At 42.8% G+C, this 25106-nt stretch carries 23 protein-coding genes, 1 tRNA gene, 2 pseudogenes and 1 other annotated feature; of the genes and pseudogenes, 9 read left to right on the forward strand and 17 right to left on the reverse strand.

The window, feature by feature from the left end; genetic code table 11:
• Positions 1 to 16: 16 nt before the first annotated feature.
• Positions 17 to 217: pseudogene (locus HWQ40_RS18005) on the forward strand (dTDP-glucose 4,6-dehydratase); the annotation flags it as partial.
• A 227-nt stretch (positions 218 to 444) separates the two neighbouring features.
• Here HWQ40_RS18005 and HWQ40_RS35655 read toward each other — a convergent pair.
• From HWQ40_RS35655 to HWQ40_RS18020, 3 genes are all read right to left on the reverse strand, one after another.
• Positions 445 to 1071, reverse strand: coding sequence for a class I SAM-dependent methyltransferase (locus HWQ40_RS35655; protein ID WP_366934003.1), 627 nt, complete (start codon positions 1069 to 1071; stop codon positions 445 to 447).
• A 194-nt stretch (positions 1072 to 1265) separates the two neighbouring features.
• The gene (locus HWQ40_RS18015) at positions 1266 to 1550 is read right to left on the reverse strand and encodes a DUF4070 domain-containing protein (RefSeq protein WP_366934004.1); all 285 of its coding nucleotides are present in this window, start codon (positions 1548 to 1550) and stop codon (positions 1266 to 1268) included.
• Between the two features lie 54 nt (positions 1551 to 1604).
• Complete coding sequence (locus tag HWQ40_RS18020; protein ID WP_292780050.1) at positions 1605 to 3185, reverse strand: B12-binding domain-containing radical SAM protein; 1581 nt, start codon at positions 3183 to 3185, stop codon at positions 1605 to 1607.
• An 850-nt stretch (positions 3186 to 4035) separates the two neighbouring features.
• Between HWQ40_RS18020 and trpS the strand changes: the two genes are divergently transcribed.
• The 3 genes from trpS (at position 4036) to HWQ40_RS18035 (ending at position 6987) form a co-directional block, all read left to right on the forward strand.
• Entirely contained in the window at positions 4036 to 5046 is a 1011-nt protein-coding gene (trpS, locus tag HWQ40_RS18025; protein WP_292780052.1) for a tryptophan--tRNA ligase, read from the forward strand.
• Positions 5047 to 5103: 57 nt separating this feature from the next.
• Positions 5104 to 6033, forward strand: a complete 930-nt coding sequence (locus HWQ40_RS18030) for a methylenetetrahydrofolate reductase (protein WP_292780054.1) — start codon at positions 5104 to 5106, stop codon at positions 6031 to 6033.
• A gap of 126 nt (positions 6034 to 6159) precedes the next feature.
• A complete protein-coding gene (locus HWQ40_RS18035; protein ID WP_292780055.1) occupies positions 6160 to 6987 on the forward strand; it encodes an Rpn family recombination-promoting nuclease/putative transposase in 828 nt (275 codons plus the stop codon).
• Positions 6988 to 7134: 147 nt separating this feature from the next.
• On the opposite strand, the gene HWQ40_RS18040 is transcribed toward HWQ40_RS18035, so the two are convergent.
• The 3 genes from HWQ40_RS18040 to HWQ40_RS18050 all read right to left on the reverse strand — a co-directional run bounded on the left by HWQ40_RS18040 (position 7135) and on the right by HWQ40_RS18050 (position 9138).
• Positions 7135 to 7380 (reverse strand): hypothetical protein, encoded by a 246-nt coding sequence (locus HWQ40_RS18040; protein WP_229500796.1) that lies wholly within the window; start codon positions 7378 to 7380, stop codon positions 7135 to 7137.
• Between the two features lie 201 nt (positions 7381 to 7581).
• Positions 7582 to 8136, reverse strand: coding sequence for a phosphate-starvation-inducible PsiE family protein (locus tag HWQ40_RS18045; protein WP_292780059.1), 555 nt, complete (start codon positions 8134 to 8136; stop codon positions 7582 to 7584).
• A gap of 81 nt (positions 8137 to 8217) precedes the next feature.
• Entirely contained in the window at positions 8218 to 9138 is a 921-nt protein-coding gene (locus HWQ40_RS18050) for a tetratricopeptide repeat protein (RefSeq protein WP_292780060.1), read from the reverse strand.
• A 267-nt stretch (positions 9139 to 9405) separates the two neighbouring features.
• On the opposite strand from HWQ40_RS18050, the gene HWQ40_RS18055 reads away from it, so the two are divergent.
• Both HWQ40_RS18055 and HWQ40_RS18060 read left to right on the forward strand, forming a co-directional pair.
• Positions 9406 to 11454: an elongation factor G gene (locus HWQ40_RS18055; RefSeq protein WP_292780062.1), complete on the forward strand. Its 2049-nt coding sequence runs from the start codon at positions 9406 to 9408 to the stop codon at positions 11452 to 11454.
• Positions 11455 to 11697: 243 nt separating this feature from the next.
• Positions 11698 to 12573 (forward strand): annotated as a pseudogene (locus HWQ40_RS18060) (prohibitin family protein).
• A gap of 17 nt (positions 12574 to 12590) precedes the next feature.
• Here the strand turns inward: HWQ40_RS18060 and HWQ40_RS18065 are convergent.
• Both HWQ40_RS18065 and HWQ40_RS18070 read right to left on the reverse strand, forming a co-directional pair.
• Complete coding sequence (locus HWQ40_RS18065) at positions 12591 to 12764, reverse strand: hypothetical protein (protein WP_292780066.1); 174 nt, start codon at positions 12762 to 12764, stop codon at positions 12591 to 12593.
• Positions 12765 to 12788: 24 nt separating this feature from the next.
• Entirely contained in the window at positions 12789 to 13109 is a 321-nt protein-coding gene (locus HWQ40_RS18070) for a hypothetical protein (RefSeq protein ID WP_292780068.1), read from the reverse strand.
• Between the two features lie 192 nt (positions 13110 to 13301).
• Here HWQ40_RS18070 and HWQ40_RS18075 point away from each other — a divergent pair, with 192 nt between their 5' ends.
• Positions 13302 to 13661, forward strand: coding sequence for a hypothetical protein (locus tag HWQ40_RS18075; protein WP_292780069.1), 360 nt, complete (start codon positions 13302 to 13304; stop codon positions 13659 to 13661).
• 10 nt (positions 13662 to 13671) lie between these two features.
• On the forward strand, positions 13672 to 14322 hold the full coding sequence (locus HWQ40_RS18080; protein WP_292780071.1) for a Uma2 family endonuclease: 651 nt from the start codon (positions 13672 to 13674) through the stop codon (positions 14320 to 14322).
• Between the two features lie 135 nt (positions 14323 to 14457).
• Here the strand turns inward: HWQ40_RS18080 and rplL are convergent, their stop codons facing one another.
• The 8 genes from rplL to rplS all read right to left on the reverse strand — a co-directional run bounded on the left by rplL (position 14458) and on the right by rplS (position 18751).
• Complete coding sequence (gene rplL, locus HWQ40_RS18085) at positions 14458 to 14847, reverse strand: 50S ribosomal protein L7/L12 (RefSeq protein ID WP_292734349.1); 390 nt, start codon at positions 14845 to 14847, stop codon at positions 14458 to 14460.
• 93 nt (positions 14848 to 14940) lie between these two features.
• The gene (gene rplJ / locus HWQ40_RS18090) at positions 14941 to 15555 is read right to left on the reverse strand and encodes a 50S ribosomal protein L10 (RefSeq protein WP_292780073.1); all 615 of its coding nucleotides are present in this window, start codon (positions 15553 to 15555) and stop codon (positions 14941 to 14943) included.
• Positions 15556 to 15618: 63 nt separating this feature from the next.
• Positions 15619 to 15787: a sequence feature (ribosomal protein L10 leader region), on the reverse strand.
• Positions 15788 to 15843: 56 nt separating this feature from the next.
• Positions 15844 to 16557 (reverse strand): 50S ribosomal protein L1, encoded by a 714-nt coding sequence (gene rplA / locus HWQ40_RS18095; protein ID WP_292780075.1) that lies wholly within the window; start codon positions 16555 to 16557, stop codon positions 15844 to 15846.
• 112 nt (positions 16558 to 16669) lie between these two features.
• Positions 16670 to 17095: a 50S ribosomal protein L11 gene (gene rplK, locus HWQ40_RS18100; protein WP_094348918.1), complete on the reverse strand. Its 426-nt coding sequence runs from the start codon at positions 17093 to 17095 to the stop codon at positions 16670 to 16672.
• 6 nt (positions 17096 to 17101) lie between these two features.
• Positions 17102 to 17752 carry a transcription termination/antitermination protein NusG gene (gene nusG, locus HWQ40_RS18105; protein WP_094348919.1) on the reverse strand — a complete coding sequence of 217 codons (651 nt, stop codon included), beginning with the start codon at positions 17750 to 17752 and terminating at the stop codon, positions 17102 to 17104.
• Complete coding sequence (gene secE / locus HWQ40_RS18110; RefSeq protein WP_292780076.1) at positions 17752 to 17973, reverse strand: preprotein translocase subunit SecE; 222 nt, start codon at positions 17971 to 17973, stop codon at positions 17752 to 17754. Before secE ends, nusG begins: the two co-directional genes overlap by 1 nt.
• Positions 17974 to 18162: 189 nt before the next feature.
• Positions 18163 to 18235, reverse strand: a tRNA-Trp gene (locus tag HWQ40_RS18115).
• Positions 18236 to 18388: 153 nt separating this feature from the next.
• Positions 18389 to 18751 carry a 50S ribosomal protein L19 gene (rplS, locus tag HWQ40_RS18120; RefSeq protein ID WP_094348921.1) on the reverse strand — a complete coding sequence of 121 codons (363 nt, stop codon included), beginning with the start codon at positions 18749 to 18751 and terminating at the stop codon, positions 18389 to 18391.
• Between the two features lie 154 nt (positions 18752 to 18905).
• Between rplS and HWQ40_RS18125 the strand changes: the two genes are divergently transcribed.
• Positions 18906 to 19922 carry a glycosyltransferase family 2 protein gene (locus tag HWQ40_RS18125; protein WP_292780078.1) on the forward strand — a complete coding sequence of 339 codons (1017 nt, stop codon included), beginning with the start codon at positions 18906 to 18908 and terminating at the stop codon, positions 19920 to 19922.
• A gap of 359 nt (positions 19923 to 20281) precedes the next feature.
• Here the strand turns inward: HWQ40_RS18125 and HWQ40_RS18130 are convergent, their stop codons facing one another.
• Positions 20282 to 24859 carry a DUF4347 domain-containing protein gene (locus HWQ40_RS18130; RefSeq protein WP_292780080.1) on the reverse strand — a complete coding sequence of 1526 codons (4578 nt, stop codon included), beginning with the start codon at positions 24857 to 24859 and terminating at the stop codon, positions 20282 to 20284.
• Positions 24860 to 25106 lie beyond the last annotated feature (247 nt).

Genomic DNA, 25106 nt, shown 5'->3' on the forward strand with positions numbered 1-25106 from the left:
GATATTTATTTGAGGAAAAGACCATGTAGGTCATGATAAGAGGTATGCAATTGACTGTAATAAGATTAACCAGAACTTAGGCTGGCAACCAAAAGAAAACTTTGAAAGTGGTCTATTCAAGACAATTCAGTGGTATCTCAATAACTCCGCTTGGGTAGATTCTGTGCGTACAGGTGCATACCAAAACTGGATAAAACAGAACTATGAGAAGCGGTAATTTCTAGTCAATGAGAATTATAAAATGAAAGGCTTTTTAGCCTATTTCGTCGCCCCGTCAGGTTATAAAACAAGAGCGAACCGAGCAGTATTGCTTCAGGTATAAGCAACCTTTTTGGCAGTTCTTGTTCTCGTAGATTATACGCGAACAAATAATTTTTTACTCCACCACCTATTTTCCCTCGCTAGTAAGGTTCTTGCCCTCCAGGAAAATTTTCCTGGAGGGTTTCATTGTGTCAGCTGCTTGTAAACGTAGACGGTGTATTCGCTGGGTATTGCCCCGCGAGGTAGCACGTAGTCGTTGAGCATTTGGAACGGGGTTCTATGTCCGAATTCTGACTTGATGAATTGAATTGTTTGCTCAGGAGCTTTGTACCACAGATCCAATTCTTGGTAGTCAACGTAGGTCGAAAGCAGGTTGAAGGCGATCGCCTGGTTGCAATGTTGCCAGCACCAGCGCAAGGTTGTCTCAAAGAACAGTTCGTTGTTGCCAGTGTTGTTGTTGAATATGCCAGAGATAAAGATGTAGTCGAATGTCTCGTTCGGCTCAATGTCAAACTGTTTGCAGAATCGTTGGTGTGGATGCTTCGCCCTGCCGCAGTCTAGGAATTCGTCAACGATATCGACGCCCGTGTACTTTGCTTGGATGTTTTTGTCTAGCAGGAAGTCGGGGAGTGCCCCTGTTCCGCATCCGAAGTCTAAGATTTTGGTTGTTGACTGAATGCCGTTGACGCTCGCAACGCCGAGTAGGTATGCCAACCGCTGACGCTGAGACTCCCGGCTCGACCACTGGCACGCCTGGGGTGAGTCGCCGTAGGTTTGGAAAAGCTGTTTGTAATGCCCTGAGATATCCATAAACGCTTGTAATTGAACTGCCGACAACCCCGATAAGCAATTCAGATAGTATAGCAGGGAGCAATGCGATTTTGTTAAGCGACCCAAAAAAAGCACCTATTCCCAATTTGACAACAGGTTAACGCCTCTAAACTAAGGCATAAAAATCATGAGTTTGGAGTAGAGACAGAATTAATTCTGTCTCTACTCCAAAATCAACTAACAGGCGACAACTGATAACTTGCTTTTTCTGTCTTCTGTACTTGCTGCTGTTGCTTTAACACTTCCAGTTGCGCCTTCACTTCATGACGGAAGCTGAAGAAATGTTCACCTAAACTCAATGCTACGAAGTAATCATACAATAAATGCGGTTTCTGGAAGGCGATCGCAACCAATTGCCACCAAAAACGCCAACGAGTTGAGCGAATAATACTCTGTCGCCAAACAATGGTGACAGGGTATTGTTTCGGTAAATTCAGAAGTAAAACAGGTTTTAAGATTTAGGTTGTGTACTTCACCAAGTTTAAATCCGCTATATTGCTGCTAGACTTTTCTTAAATTGTGACTAATGGTTTTTCAACAGGGGTAGGCGTGGTTAGGGGATCAAATCCTAACTGCTCAGTAATGCGCTCTCTGGCTAAAAGGCGGTATTCCCAAAAATGCTCACCAGCAGCACATAAACCCAAATACATATTCACAAATTGCGGCTTGGTGCGGAGAATAGCCCAAAGCTGTTGCCAAAATTGACCACGAATTTCTTGCCGTTGCCAGCCTTGACGCCAGAGCAAGTTTGCAAGTAGTCGCAGTCCTTTGCCAGGAGGAAAATACATCGTCTGCTGTAGTTGGGGATTAGGTGTAATCTTGAGGCATTGTTCAAAACAACGTCGGAGATAGTTTTTAGGTTCGTATATTTTCCAAATTGCCTCTAAATATTCTTTAGCAACTTCAGCCATCGGCCGGCTAGGAACAAAATTCATTAAGGAATTCTGATCCCCCACCTCCAAACCTCCAAATCCTTCTAATAATCGCTCCTCTTTTTTTAGTCTTTCCCAGAGTGTAGTATTGGGAAGGGCTTGCAGTATACCTAGCATTGGTTGAGGAATGCCTGTTTCTTCAACAAAAGCTTGAATTCGCTCCCCAGCACCAGTTTTTTCTCCATCAAAACCAATGATAAATCCTGCATAGATTAACAATCCAGCTTCATTGATAGTACGACAGGCTTCTAATAAGGGATTGCGGGTATTCTGAAACTTGCGAGTGACTTGCAGGCTGTCTTGATCTGGTGTTTCAATACCCAAAAAGACTGCGTAGAAACCAGCTTTAGCCATTAATTCTAATAGCTCAGTATCTTCTGCTAGATTGACGGATGCTTCAGTCAAGAAGGTGAAGGGATAATTGCGTTCCTGCATCCACGGAATTAACTCTTGTAAGAGACGTTTTACATTGCGTTTATTGCCAATGAAGTTATCATCCACTACGAACAGAGATCCGCGCCAGCCTAAGTCATAAAGAGTTTGGAGTTCTGCTAGGGTTTGACTGGGTTCTTTAGTGCGTGGTTTGCGACCGTATAGATTGATGATGTCACAGAATTCGCATTCAAAAGGACAACCGCGAGAAAACTGAATTGCCATCATTAAGTAATCATCTCGCTTGAGTAAATCAAAGCGAGGGATGGGGCTTTGGGTTACATCTGGTTTTTCAAGAGCGCGAAAGGTTCCTTGTTCTTCACCTTTAGCGATCGCATCTAAAAATTGCGGAACTGTAATCTCTCCTTCATCTAAAATCAAATAGTTAGCTCCTGCTTTTTGGGCAGGTTCTGGCACTGAGGTTGGATAAGGGCCACCTACAGCAACTTTTTTCCCTAGTTGTGCTGCTTTGTGAATTTGAGCGAGAAAGTCTTCTTTCTGTGCAAGCATGGCAGAAAGAATCACGATGTCGCACCATTGCCAATCGGCATCTGTTTCTTGGTTAACATTGCGGTCATAAAACCGAACTTCCCAGTCTGTTGGTAGCATAGCGGCAACAGTCAGAATCCCTAGCGGTGGAATAAATGCTTTAAGTCCTGCCATTTTCATGAATTCGTCGTAAGACCAAAACGTTTTAGGAAAGCGGGGGTAAAGTAAGAGTACTTTCATTGCTGTAGTCCTCTAATTAAATTTTGGTTGAAAAATTTTTTACTTTTGACAAATCCGGGTTTTGGATGGTCATTGCAGAGATGATGCTACGATCCCACTAGCTTTATTTTTGCTATATCTATTTTTAGATAGATATTTGCATGGGCAAAGATAATTTTGTAGTTAGTTAGCAGGATTACCGCCGTTGTCATAAAATATAATGGCGGATTTGTGCAACGAAAAACTGCCAGACCAATCGTCTGCTAGTAAATCCAGAAATAATTGAGCATTTTTATAGACCAGAGTAGTAAAGCTTTCATCAGCAGACTCTCCTGAGTGAAAAAATTAACTCATAATGTTGAGGTTACTGCTACTTTCTCTGAAAAAAATTTAAATTTTGTCTATTTTTGTAAATCAAAAGTACATAAACTGCTTTGATGAGGATAAAAAGCTTTCATTACGGCATTTTGCAGTTTAGTATTTTTATTGCCGTGTTATGTAAACGCAACCTTTTGCAATGGCATTGTATCGACTAACAATGCCATTACATCAACTAACAATGCCATTGCATCGACTAACAATGCCATTGTATCGACCGACAATGCCATTGCATCGACTTTTTATTGAGAACGGACTACACCCAAGCTTTACAATGCCCACTCTATAAGCTGTCAAAACTACACTAAGTTGTCGTTTTCCTTTGTGAAGAGTTTCTATAGCAATCGGAGTTGACTTAAAATCTCTCATTCCACAACGGCGAGTTGACCTGGAAAATGTCAAAATTAAATGAGTTTTGCGTAGGCGCAAGCAACTTGTCGCCAGACATCGCCACTTGACATAGCGCGGATTTGAGATAACTAAGTTGGAATTTATGGGCAAGCAACGTGTTCTTTCTGGAGTTCAACCAACCGGCAATTACCATCTAGGTAACTACTTGGGAGCCATTCGCAACTGGGTAGAAGGTCAGAGCGAATACGAAAATTACCTTTTTGTGGCTGATTTACACGCGATTACAGTGCCACACGACCCAAAACAGTTGGCAGCTGATACCTACACTCTTGCTGCTCTCTATTTAGCTTGTGGTCTTGATTTAAATCACTCTACTATCTTTGTACAATCTCACGTTTCGGCCCACAGCGAACTCACTTGGTTGCTCAACTGCATTACACCTCTAAACTGGCTGCAAGATATGATCCAGTTCAAAGAAAAGGCCGTCAAGCAGGGAGAAAATGTGAGTGCAGGCTTATTGGATTACCCTGTGCTGATGGCAGCGGATATTTTGCTTTACCAAGCTGATAAAGTGCCAGTGGGTGAAGACCAAAAGCAACACTTGGAATTGACACGGGATATTGCAGCTCGGTTAAATCACCAATTTGGTAAACCAGATCAACCAGTTTTGAAGTTACCAGACCCTTTGATTCGTAAGGAAGGGGCAAGGGTGATGAGTTTGGCGGACGGTACACGCAAAATGTCGAAGTCCGACCCTTCGGAGTTAAGCCGGATCAGTTTGCTAGATTCACCGGAACAGATTCAATACAAGATTAAGCGTTGTAAAACCGATCCGATTCGTGGGCTGACTTTTGATGATCCAGCGCGTCCAGAGTGTAATAATTTGTTAACGCTGTATACATTGCTGTCTGGGCAAAAAAAGGAAGATGTGGCAGCTGAGTGTCAGGATATGGGCTGGGGACAATTCAAGCCATTGTTGACGGACACAATTATTGAGTCCCTGAAACCAATCCAAGAAAAATATCAGGCGATAACGGCAGATAAAAGCTATTTGGAGTCTGTGTTGCGGGATGGAGGGGAAAAAGCTAGAGCGATCGCAAATCAAACTTTATCACAAGTCAAAACGGCTTTAGGCTACTCTCTTCCTCTATAAGTTTTCACCTTTAGGTGTGATTTGTTATACCATTTAATAAATTGAAACCTTAATGTTATGCATCACACCCACAGCCCCACAGGCTTAAATGACTTTCGTAGAGCTGTACAAGCAGGTGAATTTCTAGTTACCGCCGAGGTAGCACCGCCAAAAGGGGGAGATCCAGCGCACATGATTCAAATGGCGGCGACTCTTAAGGGGAGAGTTCATGCCGTCAACGTTACTGATGGTAGCCGCGCTGTGTTACGGATGTCTTCGTTAATGGCGTCGGTGATTTTGTCACAGAATGGCATAGAGCCGATTTGTCAAATTGCTTGCCGCGATCGCAACCGTATCGGTTTACAAGCTGATTTGATGGGCGCTCATGCTTTAGGTATCCGCAATATTTTAGCTTTAACTGGCGACGCAGTAAAAGCAGGCGATCATCCAGATGCCAAAGCAGTGTTTGACTTAGAAGCGGTGCGACTACTGCAACTGATTCGGAAGATGAATCAAGGTGTTGATTGTAATGAAAAACCCTTGACTGATGGAGCCTTAGATTTATTTGTTGGTGCAGCAGTAGATCCGCAATGTAAAAGTTGGTCGGGTTTGCAAAGTCGATTTGAACGCAAAATCGAAGCTGGAGCGCAGTTTTTTCAAAGTCAGTTGATTACTGATTTTGAGCGGCTAGAAAAGTTTATGGATACCATTGCTGCTGGTTATAAAAAACCAATTTTGGCAGGAATATTTCTGTTGAAATCAGCAAAAAATGCCCAGTTTATTAATAGATGTGTTCCGGGTGTAGATATTCCCCAACATATTATTGATAGATTGGCAAAAGCCAAAGACCCTTTTGAGGAAGGGATGAAAATTGCTGCCGAGCAAGTGCAGATAGCACGGCAACTATGTCAAGGGGTTCACATGATGGCGGTGAAGCGGGAAGATGCGATCGCGCCAATTTTAGATTTGGCTGGGATTGCTCCAGTGAATCAGTTGGTATCTATGTAAATTAAATAACGAATCTTTTATTAAAGCAGATGGGAGCAACCATCTGCTTTTTTTATGCTGAAACAGACGAGTCTAGACTATTTTTGATAGACTTTCAATATCCAATGTTCGCTTGACTAAATCTAGGTGCAAACTGACAAAATATTTTATAGCTTATTTCAAGCTTTTCCTAGCATATTTTTTGCCATAATTGGCGACACGACTGCTAATGTCAACGCATATCAATTTGTTTCAGTCGAGCTAAAAGAAACTGCTTTTAGGATTGATGGGGTATTCATCCCCACAAGTGAAACTACAAACCAACCACTTTACTTTGTTGAAGTTCAGTTTCAATTAGACTCAAATTTTTATAGACGCTTCTTTGCCGAAATCTTCCTTTACTTGCGTCAAAACGAATCAGTCAATTTTTGGCGTGCTGTTGTCATCTATCCGCAACGAAGTTTAGATCCAAACGATCGGCTACCATATCAATTGCTGCTAAACAGTTCACAAGTGCAACGCATTTATCTAGATGAATTAGATTCGACAGAGAACTTACTTCAAGTTGCGATCGTTAAATTAATTATCGAAAGAGAAGAGACAGCCGTTGACAAAGGTAGAGAATTGATTTTACAAGCAAGACAACAACTTGCAGATGAATCTACCACCAAGCAAATTGTAGAATTGATAGAGACTATTCTGTTGTACAAATTCACCCGCTTAAGCCGAGAGGAGTTAGCAGAAATGTTGGGTATAGACGACGAATTCAAAAAAACACGGATGTATCAATCAATCAAGGAAGACGGCTTAGAAGAAGGTCGCCAAGAAGGTCGCCAAGAAGGTCGCCAAGAAGGTCGCCAGGAAGCTAAGTTAGAAGCTATTCCCCGATTGTTGGCATTGGGATTGAGTGTAGAGCAAGTGGCGGTGGCTCTCGATTTAACGGTGGCGCAAGTACAGCAAGCAGCCCAGAATTAGTCATCTGATAGTGGGCAGTGCTTGCGTCTAATTTAATCAGCAAGTGCGACGCCGAATATCCTGTCGTAGACATCACCTCTTTATTGTTTTAGCTAAACCAAAAGCGATGTCTACGTCGGGCTTACGCCTACGAACTTAAAACCTGCATTACATCTTACCGTGTTGCAGCACTTGTTGTAGATGTTGGCGAATCTCTTGTGCATGTTCAATATCAGATTGCCGCAATTTTTGGAACAACTCTACACAAGGTTGAGAACCTACTTTTTCTGCATCTTTGATGTAGGTATCGTAAGCTTTAACGGCTTCAGCCTTGTTCTGCAAAACGGTGACAAAATCATACTCCAAGTCGCTAATCGCTGTTTGAGATTGTCCGTTACCTGTATTTGTAGCCATTACTTGAACCTCTTTTAGGATTTCTAATTAACGTTATACTCACCCTTCAAGAGCGATTCATCTTCCAAAAAGAGTATATTTCAATACGTCAGAAGTACCTTACAAAAATAATTTCCTGATACAGCCTCACACAAAAGAGTGGAGAGTAGGAAAATACTTTTTCACCACTCTCCACTCCTCACTCCCCATTTTCATAACAATTTATCCAAGCGGTTGATTCTCATCACATTGACGTGAATACTGTAATTCCAACTCGTTTTGCCGTTCCCTACCTCCTCTATAGACAACCGGACAAAACTTAGTGTTAGCGCTCATACAATCCATGTGTGGTGTTTTAGCACATACCACAAGTAGTCCGCCTAGAACAAACAATAAACCACAAATTGCAAGCGTATTAACCCAAGAAATTTCCAGCGCTCCTTGAACTACTACTTCTCGCAGTAGAGATACAATTGTTACCTCAACTGCCACTCCCACAGAGATACTATGTTCTTGCAAGTAGACCATTAACAGTCGAAATAACTCGACTAAAATCAACACAAATAGTATTTTTGCAGTCACATGTTTATAATCCAGTTGCTGCATAATGGCGATAAATAACCCCCACAATTGCATCAGCATGACGGCAAACAAACCCAAACACAAAACAATCACAATTAAGTCTTGGAAGGCTTCCATGTTGCGAACAATTGAGTGCCGATCGAGCCAGCGATCGCTAAATAAAAATCGACTTTTCTGGCGCTTTTGCATGTACATTTTTCCAATCGGGACGAGTTCAGACAACACCAGCGAGTCAACCCAATAGTTTTATATTATGCAATATTAAGTTTTTCCGCCTCAGCGAGGTTGGTAATTTAAATTTTGTGCTTGTTGTAACAATTGCTCGGCATTTTTCGCCCATTGGGGATTTTTTTGAGCATTGTATAAATCTCTAGCAAATTGCAATACTTGTACTGCATCGCCATATTGCTGTAACTGGATAAAAACTAACCCTGCACCATAATAAGCGTTGGGATAGTTAGAGTTAGCTTCGGCTGATTTTCTAAAAGCTTCTAATGCCTCTTGTAATTTACTTTGTTGGAAAAAAATTGAGCCGAGATTGTAGTAAGCTTCTGGATACTTAGGATTAATTTTTAATGCCTGATAAAATGCACTTCTGGCTGGATCGAGTTTACCTTGTTGGAGATAACACATCCCTATATGGTAAGGAGGTTCTGGTGCATTTTTGCTATATTCTACAGCTTTTTTAAAAGATGCGATCGCTCGCTCACAATCTCGTTGCTGCTCTCGTGCTAACCCCAGGTTATAGTGGGCAAATCCGAGTTTGGGATCGAGTTCTAAGGCGCGTTGCAAATAATCGTTAGCTAACTTGAAATTATTGCCTTCTAATAACGCTCCGCCTAAATTAGCAAAAGCTGGAGCAAATTTCGGATCGGCTTGCGTCGCTCGATAAAATGCATCCGCAGAGGGTTGTAATTGTCCCGTTTGTCTAAGTGCTAACCCTAAATTATAGTGTGCTGGTGCTAATGTCGGATCTAATTTAGCCGCTTGTTTAAAGGCAGCGATCGCATCTTGTACCTTTCCCGCCTGAATTGCTTGTAAGCCTTGGTTTAACCAGTCTACGGCAGTTTTAGGATTAGATTGTGCCAACTTTGAGGCGACAGGAGGAAATAGAGCAAGAGAGGGAGAGGAAATACTCATAACCAGCATCAAACTTACTAACCCTGCTATGCGATATTTAAAGAATGATAATCTCATTGATTTTCTGACTCGCAACACTTTCAGTTAAATTTACTTCATAAAAAGTTTTTTACAAAAGTTTTTGATTCGGGATAAAAATTTGTGATACTTAACTTTTCTTAAGCTAAATCTTACGACAGGCTACAATTTTTTTAACTTTCGATTAAAGGGAGGATAATAACGAATTAAAGAAGGGGTAATTTTGACTCCAGAGAACCATTTTTTTATCCCTTGATATATACAGAATCATGCGGTTATGAATGAATTACCGCAAGGGAGGTTTTTATGAACGAAAAAGTAAAATCGGGTTCGCGGAACGTTGCAATTGTCGGGCCTTATTTAAGTGGAAAAACCACTTTACTAGAAAGCTTGTTATTTGTCACAGGGGCAATTTCCCGCAAAGGCAATATTAAGGACAGCAATACAGTGGGAGATAGTGCTGCCGAGTCGCGCGATCGCCACATGAGTGTAGAAGTCAGCGCCGCTAGCACTGAGTATAACGGCATTCGCTTCACTTTTATTGACTGTCCGGGAAGCGTAGAATTTGCCCAAGAAACGTACAATGCTTTGATAGGAGTGGATGCAGCAATTGTAGTTTGCGAACCCATCCGCGATCGCGTCCTCACCCTTGCCCCTCTATTTAAATTCCTAGACGATTGGGAAATTCCCCACCTCGTCTTCGTCAACAAAATGGATCGGGCAAATATTCACGTTTTGGAAACGTTACACGCCCTCAAAGCAGTATCTAGCCGTCCCCTGGTAGCGCATCAATATCCCATCATGAATGGGGAACAACTTACCGGCTTTATTGATATGGTGAGCGAACAGGCATATCAATATCATCCAGGCGCACCTGCTGACCCCATTCCTTTCCCCGAAAGTTTAAAAGAAGAAGAACATACAGCACGGGCAGAAATGCTCGAAGCCTTAGCAAATTTTGATGACCATTTACTCGAAGAACTTTTAGAAGACATTGAACCATCCCAAGAAGAAATCCTCAAAGATTTAAAAATGGAATTAGGGGCAGATTTGGTAGTGCCCGTTTTCTTTGGTGTGGCAGAACAAGATTATGGTGTTAGACCTTTATTAGAAGCCTTGTTACGAGAAGCCCCCGAACCAGAAACTACAGCAGAACGTCGTTTAAAAAACATCAAAGGTGATAAACCTCTAGCACAGGTATTAAAAACTTTCTACACTCCCCAAGGTGGCAAACTTTCTCTGGTACGTGTTTGGCAGGGCAAATTAACTGATGGCATTGTCCTCAATGGCATCCGCACTGGTGGAATTTACCGTCTCATGGGACAACAACAGCAGTTCGTTAATGAAGTTGGTGCTGGTGAAATTGTCGCATTGAGCCGTTTAGAAGGCATTAAGACAGGCGATACACTCTCCACAGAACAGCAGTCGGCGATGGAATTACCCAAAGCTGTACAGTTGGAACCTGTATATGCCCTCGCCATTACACCAGAAAAGCGCAACGATGAAGTTAAACTCAGCAGTGCCATTACCAAGTTGTTAGAAGAAGACTCTTCACTTGCTTGGGAACAACACGGCGACACCCACGAAGTTATCTTGTGGGGTCAAGGCGAGATTCATTTGCAAGTCACTCTAGACAGACTGCGCCGTAAATATAACTTGCCAATGACAACCCACTTGCCGCAAGTACCTTACAAAGAAACCATCCGCAAAACGGTGGCTTCAGTTCATGGGCGCTACAAACATCAAAGCGGTGGTCACGGACAGTTTGGTGATGTTTTTCTCGAAATCAAGCCTTTACCACGCGGTACAGGTTTCAACTTTAATGAAACCATTGTCGGCGGCGTGGTTCCGAAACAGTACATTCCTGGCGTAGAAATGGGCGTGCGGGAATTTCTCACACATGGGCCTTTGGGCTTCCCAATAGTCGATTTGGCGGTAACTCTGACTAATGGTTCGTATCACAACGTTGATAGTTCCGAACAAGCCTTTAAGCAAGCTGCTCGATTAGCAATGCAAACGGGGATACCCCAAGCGGAACCTACCCTATTAGAACCGATTTTGCGGGTAGATGTTACCACACCAAGCGAATTTACCTCCAAAGTGCTGCAACTATTGAGTGGTAGACGGGGGCAAATTTTAGGCTATGAGGGGAGAAACGATTGGCAAGGCTGGGATAATGTCTCTGCATACTTGCCACAAGCAGAGATGCAAAACTTTATTGTAGAGCTGCGATCGCTCACTCTCGGCGTTGGTTCCTTCCACTGGGAATACGACCATCTCCAGGAAGTGCCTGAAAAGCTTGCCGAACGCGTCATTCACAGCAATGGCAATGGTGGTAACGGCAACGGCAAGTAATTTTGAATTTTGAATTAATTGTAGAGTAGCGTAGGTTTTGCCTGCACTTCGGCTGCGCTCAGTGACCACCGTAGGCATCGCTCCAAGGCTAAGATTCCTGACTTCTGAAAAAAGTCGGGAATCTTTTTTAATCTGTAAAAGGATTTGTAAATCTCTAACTTGTGTGAAATCGTATTAGTTTTATAAAAGCGTTTGGGAATTATGTGATTAAGTATATTCGTCTTAACTACACACACAAAACTTATGGGCTTTATAGTCTCTCTTGTAACTAGCCTAATTGCAATTCTCGTCTATCTCAATACAGGTAGGATATCTGATGAAAGGTGACGTTTAGCAATACGTGGAATTATGATATTGATTGGCAGTATTGCAGTACTGAATTCTTTTTCTAGGCTTTTAGTGATTGTCCCACCTGGTAATGTCGGTGTCGTCAATTTCTTTGGTGAAGTTTCCGAAACTACTCTTAATCCTGGTGTCCACTTGCTTAACCCCTTTAGCAAGGTGCTGAATTTTTCTACTCGCCTTAAGGATATAAAGGAAAATGTAGATGCAACATCCCAAGAAGGTTTGAGCCTAAATCTTGATATCAGTCTTCAGTACAAGCTCGATCCGCAAAAGGCAGCTACAGTATATAAAACAATTGGAACTGATGAAACACAACTGGTAATTTCCAGATTCCGCTCTACTGTCCGCGCCATCACAGCAAACTACCCAGCCAATGCTATTTACTCTACCAAACGCCAAGAAATCGCCCAAAAAATTGACCAACAACTCACCCAAGAGATACCGGCTTTGGGTTTCATCGTTGAGGAAGCTCTTTTACGAAACATCAAAATGCCTGATACTCTACAAGCTGCAATTCAAAACAAACTCAAGACAGAGCAAGAAAATCAGCAGATGAAATTTGTTTTAGAGAAAGAGCGTCAAGAGGCAGAACGAAAGCTTATTGAAGCGCGAGGTATAGCTGATTCCCAAAAAATTCTCTCAGGTGGACTTAGCAACCAAGTGCTACAATTACGAGCAATTGAAGCTACAGAAAAGCTGGCTCAATCTAATAATTCTAAGCTGGTAATTATTGGTTCTGAAAAAGGCGCAGTGCCTATTATGATCCAGCCATAAACAGAAAGCTCAAAGCCTTAAAATTTTTTGATCGGGTCAATGGCTTGGCGAATAATCTCTGCTTCACTTATACCAACTATTTGAGCGATCGCCTTTAGCAGATGTTCTTGATGTGGTTTAATATAAATCTGCTTGCGAATTTTGCTCGATACAATTTTAATTATATGATAGTGAGATTTAACGCTATACATTATTTGCTAGTAAGGTGCGATCGCTCAATCTTTGGTGTTGCTCAAATCGCTCAAAAAGTATATACGATTCAACAAATGAGGATTGTGATTCTTAATAGTATTTCCATAGGCAACAGAAGACTCTACGATAATAAGCCTATCATCACAAGTAAAAAATTTTTGAAATTGCCTATGTAGACTTTCAACATCCTCATCTTCCGACACACTAATCCACCATACATTATTCAAAACTTTCTGAACATTACCATCAACCCTGTTTAACTCCTCTTCAATTTGCTTATAATCTTGATTGCGGTTTTCTGTATTTATCAAATCATAAAGAATAAAAAATTGTTTCTTTTTCATAGGAACACTCATAAATACCAAAATAGAAATTGATGTTACTATTTATATTTAAAAAAATCTATCCTAGTAATCAGTACAAATACTGCCATTTAGGATAAATGACGCAAATAAGAGTGCAAGAGCAAGAGTTATATTGTAATTTGGGTAAACTATAATACAGCATCATGCAGTGTAAATTTTCGTGTACTTATTATGTTTGTTTTTTACAACGACAAGAAGAAAAAACTTGAAATAATAGAGATTAAATCAGGAATTAGAGCCTTAGATATAGCAATCAATATTTTTTACTGGCCAAATACTTTTTTGATAAGCTTATTTAATAACTTAGTAAATAAAATAAACTCACCAGGCAATCTTTCACAAGATGATAGTGAAAATATAAGAAAAATAATTGAGGAAGGTCGTAAACAAAAGGTTTCCGAAATGGAGATTGAAATGAGTCGTGATGTTGCTACAGGAGTGAGTATAAACGGTCTAGAAGGTGTTGACGTAACAATTGGGAGTAAAGGTAATACTAAATATGTGATGAAGGTAAAATATAAGTACGATTAGGTGAGGAATCATGGTAACACTTCAATTACGACAATTAAGTGTTCCGCCGGGACATAGAGTAATACTCCACGATGTTAGCTGGCAAGAATTTGAGGCGATTTTAGAAGAACTTGGCGACCATCGAGCAGCTCGATTGGCTTATAGCCAGGGAACTTTGGAGATGAGAATGCCGTTACCAAAGCATAAGAAAGCCAAAGTCATCATTGGGGATTTGGTAAAAATTCTGTTGGAAGAGTTAGAGATTGACTGTGAAACATTTGGCTCAACCACCTTTAAGCGTGAAGATATGGCTTTTGGTGTAGAGCCTGATGACTCTTTCTACATTCAAAATCATGCTCAAATGATTGGTAAAGAGCGAATAGACTTGAGGGTTGACCCGCCACCTGACCTTGCAATTGAAGTTGATGTTACTTCCAAAACTCAACTTGATGCTTACGAAGCATTGCGAGTTCCTGAACTGTGGCGATATGAAAATGGCAAGCTACAAATTAATATTCTTCAGGATGGCAAATACATTGAGTCTGAAATTAGTTCTACTTTTCCCAACTTGCCCATTGTTGAAGAAATTCCCCGGTTTGTCGAACAAAGCCGAACTCTAGGTAGAAGTCCAACGCTTAGGGCATTTCGTCAATGGGTAAGAAAGCAAATCAACCCAACTTAATGTAACCCTTGTTCTTTTAACGACAAATTAGCGTTGTCATACTTAATAGTATTTTTATATGCAACAAAAAACTTTACGATAAAAAAAGGAGCCTAACTTAGGCTCCTTAATAAAAAAGTGGTAATAGAATTATGACTACTTAACAGTCACCTTACCGCCAGCTTCTTCGATGCGCTTTTTAGCATCTTCGGCAGCATCCTTAGCAATACCTTCTTTAACTGCCTTGGGCGCAGCTTCCACCAAGTCTTTAGCTTCTTTCAGACCCAAACCGGTCAATTCCCGGACAATCTTCAGTACGGCAATCTTCTTATCAGCGGGGACGGATTCGAGAATGACTTCAAACTCAGTTTGCTCAACAGCTTCTTCAGCAGGAGCAGCAGCAGCACCAGGGCCTGCAAACGCTACGCCAACAGGTGCAGCAGCACTTACACCAAAAGCTTCTTCAATTTGCTTGACTAACTCAGAAGCTTCCAGCAAAGAAAGAGTTTTTAGTTGTTCTAAAATGTTATCGGTTGCAGCAGACATTGATATAACTCCTGTAATTTTGATTATTTATTTGTCATGGGTCATTAGTCTTTAACTATAGACTTTTGACTTTTGACTGATGAACCACGAAGTCTATTCAGCAGCAGTTTCAGTGCTACTATCAGCTTCAGCAGTGCTTTCGGTGCTGCTATCTTGGACAGCAGCAGTTTCGGTACTACCACCACTTTGCTCTTGGTCAGCCACAGCCTGCAAAGCACGAGCCAGTGAACCAGGAACTTCGTTAATACCCACAGCAATCTTGGTAGCCAAGGAATTGATAGCCCCAGCAATTTGTGCGATGAGTTGTTCCTTAGATGGCAAGTCTCCTAGTACCTTGACATCAGGTTCTTTGAGTAGGCGACCTTCCAGTACACCACCGCGAAGTTCTGTCTTCTTGGTGACTTTTTGGAATTCTTGGTACGCCTTAATTGCCGATGAAAAATCTTCTTTTACCAGCAAAAAGGCGGAAGAACCATTGAGCAATTCCGACAAAGGCTGCCATTTTTCATCGTCTTTGATGGCAATGCCCATTAAGGTGTTCTTCGTCACCTTACAAACAGTGCCACTGGGACGCAACCGCCGCCGTAAATCTGTGATTTCTGAAACTGTTAGCCCCTGATAGTCAATTACCAGTGCCAGGGTTGACGCACTCAAAGTTTCTTTGAGGTCAGCTACTATTTCTTTTTTATTTTCTAGTGTTCTACCCATTCCAATCTCACCTCCTTAAAACAATCGGGGAAGTGCCCTAGTTGTGTGTTTTTTCTCAACCTGAACCCAAACAACAAACCCCGGCTAAGTTAGCCGGGGTTGAGTAGTAAGACTCTTGACGCCATAGTTATCACACCTTTGTGGGTGGTAATTCTGACAATTAGAGTTTTAACCTCGGCAGGATATTTAAGTTATTAGCACCTGCTGTCTCCGGCTTTGCTTATTTAATTTTGTCATTTGTCCTTAGTCATTTGTCCTTTGCCTTTACAAATGACTAATGACTAAAAATTAACCTGCTTGGCTCAGTTTCAAATCTCGTAGGGCACTGATATCAACTTTAATTGATGGCCCCATAGTGGCTGACACATAAAATGTGCGCCAATAACGACCTTTAGCTCCTGAAGGACGGTTACGGTCAATTGTCTCTTGTAATGCCTTCAGGTTGACTAACAAATCTTCAGGCGAGAAGGTTGTCTTACCAAACATAACATGGACAATACCAGTTCGATCGGCCCGGAATTCTAATTTACCTGCTTTGAATTCTGCGATCGCACCTGCTAAGTCAAATGTTACGGTTCCACCCTTGGGCGATGGCATCAAACCACGCGGACCAAGCAACTTACCCAGCTTTGCCACCTGTGGCATCACATCGGGTGTGGCAATCAGCTTGTCAAAATCCAGTCTACCTTTCTGGATTTCGTCAATCAGTTCTTCTGACCCAACTAAATCAGCACCAGCACTGCTGGCTTCGTTTACCTTTTCGCCTCTAGCTATCACCGCCACCCTGACGATTTGTCCTGTACCTTTGGGCAGTGCTACCGTTGTCCGCAACTGTTGGTCTGTATACTTGGGGTCAATTCCCAACCGGATATGGGCTTCAGCAGCTTCGGTAAATTTAGCTGTTGCTGTGTCTTTGAGAAGGGCTAAAGCCTCTAGGGGATGATAATCTTTCTCTTCTACTTTTGCTTGCAGACCCTGCAAACGACGCGATATTTTTGGCATTTGTTCTCCTGGGGTAATTCCGAAGCCTCGCCTCTCCCCCGATAATTTTTAGTTATTTGTGCTTTGTCATTTGTCATTTGTTGATTTTTTACTAATAACCAATGACCAATGACTAATCCGTGACTGTTACGCCCATATTTTTAGCCGTTCCTGCCACAATCTTCATTGCTGCGTCGATATCGTTGGCGTTGAGGTCGGGGAGTTTCGTTTGGGCTATTTCTTGCAATTGTGCTTTGGTAATTGACCCAACCTTCTTTTTGTTGGGTTCATTCGAGCCTTTTTCAACTTTCGCCGCCTTCCGAATCAGCACTGATGCGGGTGGCGTTTTGAGTACGAATGTAAAACTCCGGTCTTCAAAAACCGAAATTTCTACAGGTATCACCATTCCAGCTTGGTCTGCTGTTTTGGCGTTGTACTCTTTACAAAACATCATGATGTTGACACCATGTTGACCCAAGGCTGGACCAACTGGCGGTGCTGGGTTGGCTTTTCCAGCATTCAGGGCCAGTTTAATGACCGCCACTACTTTCTTCGCCATTTGTATTTAACTCTGTTTCTCTACCTGATTAAATTCCAATTCTACTGGTGTATCCCTGCCGAAAATTGAGAGCAAGGCTTTAAGTTTACTCCGCTCTGGAGAGACTTCAATCACCTCGCCTTCAAAGTCTTTAAATGGACCAGAAAGCACCATTATTTTATCACCAGTAGCCATGTCAATTTTGACAACAGCTTCTTGTTCGCTGGTTTGTTTGAATATGCGTTCAACTTCTGAAGAACTCAGTGGTATAGGGTTGACATGACCGCGACCCTTGCTGCTACCACGTTTTTGTTCTGAACCGACAAAGTTAATTACATGAGAGGTGTTGCGTACCACCTGCCAGGTATCATCATCCATCATCATCCGCACCAACACATAGCCAGGAAAAACTTTTTCTTCTGTATGCTGGCGACTGCCATCTTTACGGATTTTCACCGCTGGCGTCTGCGGAATTTCTACCTGGATAATTTTGTCAGCGACATCGAAAGTTTGAATGCGTTGCTCTAAGTTAGTCTTTACACGCTTTTCACAGCCTGAGGCTACTTGTACTGCATACCAGCGTGCTTCTTTTGACGCTGCTTCTGCTGCTTCTGCTGCTTCTGCTGTTTCTTCTGACTGCAACATTGAGTTGCGTGGTTCATCTGTTGCAAAACTCATTAGAACACCTGTTTTGCTGCCCAATGAAACAATCCATCGACCAAGTATATCAAAGATGCGGAGAGTGCCACCATTAACAACACAGCGGCGGATTCGCTCACTATCTGTTTCCGACTGGGCCAAACTACTTTTTCAAGTTCTTCTTTGGTTCCCTGTATGAAGTTGCCAAAGCTAAACCCATTTGCGGTTTCTGGCAATTCTGCTTCGCTTTTTTTGGCCACGACCGTTTATCCCCCGTTTCTTAATACTAGATCCTGCTTAATTGTCATCTACGTTTTGCAGTTTCGACTCTATTTCACTTACTGGAAGCAAAACAACTGCAAATACAATAAGTTTACCCGAAATTATTAGCGCTAACTGCCATGTTAGCAGCTGCGTAATTATTTCGGGCTTTGTTTTTTGCTCTTGAGCGCGCCCTGGAGGACTTGAACCCCCGACATCAGGTTTTGGAGACCTGCGTTCTACCAACTGAACTAAGAGCGCACAAGCTGTTTTTGAACCAGTGATTGCGCTGAACTAAATTACAGTTTAACGCAATATGCGATTTACATCATACCTTAATTTTGTTGGGAAAACAAGTCAGCGGCAGATGCCGCTTGAAGCTTGAGATTTCTCCCATATTTTTGAAGGCGAAAATTACAAAGGGCGGTCAAACCGTTGCTTGATTCGGGTTGCCTTACCTACGCGATCGCGGAGATAATATAGTTTAGCACGGCGGACTTTACCACGACGTAACACTTTAATGCTGTCAATCCGGGGAGAATGCAACAGAAATACCCGCTCAACGCCCACGCCTTGAAAAACCTTACGGACTGTAATAGTTTCGTTGATGCCGCCATTGCGCTTGGCAATCACAACTCCCTCGTAGGGTTGCACGCGGTATTTTTCGCCTTCTTTGATTTTTACTCCCACTTTTACAGTGTCGCCCACATAAATGTCGGGCAGATTCGATTTTATCTGTTCCGCTTCAATGGAGCGGATAATCTCTTGAGCGTTCATAGTCTTTCTGTCTGCTTAAAAAAAACTCACGATCATCAATGATAAATCGATAATCCTATTTCAGTCTACTTGTTAGGATTGATAATTGTACTGAATACAACAGCCTAAAGATCAAAGCTATATTGCAAAATGCCGTACTACAAAGGAAAAATTTATGAAATTTAGCATCGTCATCAGTACCTATAATCGCTTGAATTTGCTGCAAAGAGCAATTGATTCGGCTCGTAACCAAACAATCGAGTGCGAGGTGGTTGTTGCTGACGATTGTTCTTCTGATGACACCCAAACCTATCTCAAAAGCTTAGGGGACAAGATTGTTTACCATCGTAACGAAGTGAACCAAGGTCATGCAGCAACGGTAAATGCTGGAGTTGCCAAAGCTAGCGGCGATTGGATTAAGTTCTTAGATGATGACGACTATTTAGCGCCTAACTGCGTAGAAGAGATGGCAAAGGCGATCGCACTTCGTCCCGATGCTGTAATCTGCTCTTGTGTGGCGGCTCAGGTGGATGGCAATGAAGTTGAACTCTCTCGCACCCTCCAAGTTGGTCCCGGTTTAGCTTTTTATATCCCACAAGCCGATATTCACTACGGGATGCTTTTAGAGCTTGTACCCTTTGGCACACCTGTACAAGTAGCTTGTCGACGTGATGCTTTCCTACAAAGTGGTGGTTGGGACTCCACACTTGATGCTAACTGTGATGACATCGATTCCTGGATTCGGATTGCTCAGTTTGGCGATGCTATTTTCTTCAACCAGTGTCTTGCTTACCGCACTATCTGGCCGGGTGCGTATAATCAAAAGTTTTCTTTGTCTCGGCGGTTGGCGACAAATATTTTGATGAAAGAGAAAATTTACGCTTTGGTAAATGAGCAACATCGCTCAAAGATTCCCGTCTTTCAGGATATAAAAAACTACCTAAAACTCCATTGGATTTTAGTCGCACTGAAGCAAAAAAATCTCAAGAGTTTTCTTTCAATGATAGATCCATCTATACTTTCTCCTCGGTCTTGGAAGTTTTTGCTAACTGCTGTTTCATCACGCCGCTCTCAGGGAAACAATTCTCAGGTTCGTAAACTTGTATTGATTGAGTTTTACTATGATGTCTGGCAAAATGCCCAGATTGAAGAAGAATTCAGAAGTCAGAATTCAGAAGTCAGAATCAATTAGTGGGGGATTCAGACCCGCCACTAATTGTTCGCAAAGCGTCTCGTAGAGAAGACCACTAAATCGTTCGCGCAGCGTCTCTGAAAGAGAAGATTTAGTGGGCGTCTTAAACCCATTTATTCAGACGCTCGTTCGCCCTTGGCGTCTCCCCTTAGGAGAAGACTCGCTAACGCTGCGCTATCCGCTTTTTCGTTGAGAATTCAATTCTGAATTCTGGCTCCTGACTCCTGAATTCTATTTTGATAAAAAATTTATTTTGAAGTGAGAACTTTAGTCCTCACTTTTCGTCAATTCAATACTATGAATTTATGCAATTTGGTACTGTCAAGTGTATTTACCTCATATTATGCTAAATCTGAAAGCTAGACGAGGACGTTACTACCAACTACCAGATTTGTCGCAGTGAAATTATTCAAAGTCGCCACGGTGTTATCGTCATAAACTCCAATGTAATTGACTTTTGTCGAAGTACCCAATTGTACAAACTTTAGGTGGCCATCTAAGATGGGATTGCTGCCACTGTAGCCCCATATCTTAAGCAGGTCAGTAAGAACTAACTTATCCTGGCTTTGATTAAAGTCAGTAATTGTACTGTAATTACTAAATTTTTTGTAGACAAACTGATCGTTACCACTACCGCCAGTCAGGGTATCATAAGAATCACCAACAAAGAGAATGTCATTACCAGCACCTCCGATGAGGCTATCCTGACCTCTACCACTTACAAGGATATCATCGCCAGCACCACCAATGAGGGTATCATTACCTGCACCACCACGTAGTAGGTCGTTGCCACTCTTGCCATCGATGCGGTCGTCACCCCCCTGACCATTAATGACATCATCTGAGTTATCAAAGCCATTGACATTATTGTTCAGGTCATTGGCAAAGGTGACTGTGTTTTTGTTGAAGATGGTGTTTTGGGTGGAGTTGGCATTAAAGACATCAAAGCTATCACGAATGCTGCTTTGCCCATCAAATAGGATATTGCCGATGCTGAAAAGGTTGTCTAAGTTTTCCAGGGCAAAGTTTTGCAGAATAACTTTGTCATTAGCCACCCCTTCAAAGGTGATTTCCAGATTGTTATTATTTTCGGTGAGTAGCAGATTTCGGGCAGTCAATCCAGTACCTTGGAATTTGAGTGTATCCAATTCGCCACTGATTGCTGCCGATGGATTTGAGCCTTTTCCTAACTCACCATAATCGCTGATGGTATCAACACCGTCACCTAAATTGTAAACAAATTTATCTTTGCCACCGCCACCAGTTAGGAGGTCGTTGTCTTGATTACCTGTGATGATATCGTTCCCGGCTTCAGCATCAATTATGTCAGCGTAGTTGTTGCCCACTAAATTATCAGCGCCACTGGTTCCAATCAAACCGTTGAACTCTAATGCACCAATATCAACTGTACCCTCAGATACTCTGTTAAATCCGACGCTGCGTTGGTCAGTGGTGATACCTGCTGGAATTAGGGCATTATTACCAGCGTTAATGGCGCGACTATTTTCAAGTAAGGCATGGGTAAGGGTTGCACCACCGTTATTTTGTAGTGGACTAAGTTTGGGATCGATAGGGTTGGCGCTGCTACCAACGATGCTGCTGGTAGTAAAACCAGCGCTACCAGTGTTATCTCCAATCAGGTTATTACCGTCGTCGGTGAAGTCGCCGGAAACGTCGGGGTTGATGTCGCCGTCGTAGATGTCCCTGTTGTTGAAGTTGCCTGCAATGATGGTGTTCGCAACAATCACAGTCCTGCCACCATAAACACCTCCACCAGTGCCGCTTCCCCAGTTGTAAAGGTATTCTGCGGTATTATTGGTAATCGTGGTGCTGTTCAGATTGAGGATACCTTCGTTAGAGATGCCGCCACCGTACCCTCCACTTGCCCTATTGCCAGAGACAGTAGTGTTGGTAATGTTAAGGATGCCTGAGTTAGATATGCCGCCTCCAGAAAGTGCTGAATTACCAGAGATAGTGCTATTACTCAAGCTGACACTGCCAGAGTTATAGATACCACCACCGTATGAAGGGTAAGGGTCAGGTTCATAACGAGACTGACCACTGGCGGAAACCCCATTACCAGAGATAGTGCTTCCTGTCAGGCTGAGAGTACCTATATTAAATATGCCACCACCGCTGGCAGAGGAGTAATTGGTAGACGCACCATTGCCAGAGACAATGCTGTTAGTGAGGCTGAGGTTGCCTTTGTTAAATATGCCTCCACCTAACGATGACCCCCTATTACTAGAGACAGTGCTTCTTGTCAAGCTGAGAGTGCCTTTGTTAAAGATGCCGCCTACCGTCCCCCTATTATCAGAGACAATGCTTTGCGTCAAGTTGAGGCTAGTATTGTTATTAAGCAAAATACCGCCAAAGGGATCGTTAGCATTAGCAATCTTCAAACCATTAATGTTGGCATCTGTTCCTGTCCCCGATATCTCAAACACACCGGAGGCATTATTTCCACTGACGGTGAGGTTTGATGCCCCAGTCCCCAAAAGGGTAATATCATCGGTAATCGTCAATTTACCAGAAGTGAGGGTAATGATATCAGGAGTGGCATCACTAAATACGCCCGCAAAGGTAATCGTATCTGCCCCAGCAAAGGCATTGGCATTGAGGATAGCCTGTCGCAACGACCCGTCTCCAGAATCGTTGGTATTAGTTACTACGAAATCATTGGCTGCGATCGCTACTGTGGCAGTATAATCCACATTATCGATTTGGTAAGCTGAATCTGCTGCCAAGCTGAGGTTAAGATTTTCTGCCGCTTCTGCCTGAATATCATTGACAGGTGTCAGGGTGATATCTACATAGCTTTGCCCATCAGCAATCACAATACTGTTGCCGTTGACAGGGTTGCCACGCACGCTTAGGCTGTAGTCTGCAATACTTGCATTACCATTGGCAGAGAAGTTTACTGTTAATGCCCCACTGCTATTACTGCGGCTGATGCGGTAAGTGCCAGTATCGCCACTGTTTTCATCGGCAGTGTTATCAGTTGCGATGATCCTGATGGTGGGTACGAGGGGATCAGGATTATCAGGTGGCGTAATTATGGTAGGCTGGACTTCATAAGCACCAATATCAATTGCAACGCCGGATATCCTGTCAAATCCAGCGCCCCTTTGATCGGTGCTGACACCAGCAGGAACTAGGGAATTATTGCCAGCATTAATAGCGGGGCTATCTGCAAGTAAGGCATGAGTAAAGGTTGCCCCACCGTTATTTTGCAGTGGCCCGATTTTTGGATCAATGGGGCTGGCGATTGTGCCAACGAGAGGGCTGGTGGTAAAGTTAGTACTACCAGTATTATCGCCAATCAAATTATTGCCAAAGTCAGTGACGCCACCGGACACGTCAGGGTGTATATCACCGGAGGTGGAATTGTCAAAGTTGCCTGCAATAATGGTGTTAGTAACGTTCATGGGGCTACCATAATTTGCAACACCCCCACCGTTGCCAACACCATTGCCATCTGAGTCGGCTATGTTGCTAATAATTGTGGTGTTGATCAGAGTGAGGTTGTCGCCTGAGTAGCTGCCAGAATCATAGATGCCACCACCTTCATCATTCGCCGTATTACCAGAGATGGTGCTGTTAGTTAGAGTAGCTGAACCGCCACCATAGCCACCATCATCTCCGTTAACGACACCACCGCCGTTATAGTTTGCCGTATTACCAGAGACAGTACTTGCAGTTATGTTGAGAGTACCGCCTTTATTGTATATGCCGCCACCGTAGTTTGCCGTATTGCCCGAGACAGTACTTGCCGTTATCTTGAGAGTACCGACCCTTGCGTTGGAACCGTCATTATAGATGCCACCGCCGAAGTCACCCGTATTGCGAAAGACACGACTTCCCGTAAGGCTGAGGATGCCACTGTTATAGATTCCGCCTTTCGTATTACCAAAGACAGTACTTCCCGTTAGATTGAGGATGCCGTTATTAGAGATGCCGCTTTCCTCTGTATTGCCAGAAATACTGCTTGCTGTCAGGCTGAGGATGGAATTTGAATTGATTTGAATACCGCCGCTAGCGATCGCCAGGCCATCAATAGTAACACCTGTCGCTAGTCCCGATATCTCGAATACTCTGGAAGTATTATTACCACTCACAGTAAGCTGAGATGCGCCAGTTCCCAAGATGCTCACATCATCGGTAATGGTCAGTTTTCCAGAGGTGAGGGTTATTACATCAGGGGTAGCATCAGTAAAAACTCCCCCAAAGGCGATCGCATCATCCCCAGCAGTAGCATTAGCTAAGTTAACTGCCTCCCGCAGTGTAATGATACCATTATTCGGATCGCCATCATCTGCGTCCCCGGTACTATTTACCGTAAAGGTTGCCAGTACTCCCGCGTAAGCTTGCCGCGTCGTTTCTGAAAACGCTAGAGTCAGTTCCATATCACCGATGCGGACTTCCAGATCCCAATTGCCGCCCAATGCCACACTGCCTATCAGCTGACGCGAAGCAGCAATATTCGCTCCTGTAAGTTGGTGCAGTTTGCCAATAAATTCTGACCCTACATCACCGGAAGCTACGTTGCAACCATAGATGAGTAAGTTGGCTATAGATGATTTAGCGGTTTTAGATGAGGTGGAAAATATCTTCTGCCATTGTTGCAGTTGCTGGCTATGGAATTCGAGGGTATCGAATTTCAAGTGAATGTTGCCCAGTTGCAAGCTACCTGGGGCACCGTGGCAAACAATATGAATGCTGTTAATATTCTGGTCAGCTTGAGTTGCCAAAATCTCCGTAATTTGCTCAACACCGTTCTGTGTCGGGTCAATAATGAATACTTCGGTGTTGGGGACAACACCATTAATTAAACTCTGATAGTCTTCAACTGCTGTGTCGATGAAGACTAGGTTATGTGTATATGAGGTGGGAATTACGGAGTTTAATTGGAAGTGTGGAGTATGTAAGGTTGCCATTTTGTTACCTTAAACTAAGGTTATGAGTTCAACTCAAACTGACTGAAGCTTTGCCATTACAGGGGTTTCACACAATTATTAACAGTAATAATGAATTATTTGTTACTATTAATTTCCTTTTTTATCATCAGGCAAATTGCTGTTTTTTTAAAGCAGTATTTCAGGAGTGCCCATAAATGAACTAGTGAGTTACCAAGAGAGCAAACACGGGATTCAACAAGGACGCGATGCTTGACTTGCTTCAACC

Source organism: Nostoc sp. NMS9 (assembly GCF_017114995.1).
Taxonomy (GTDB): Bacteria; Cyanobacteriota; Cyanobacteriia; order Cyanobacteriales; family Nostocaceae; genus Nostoc.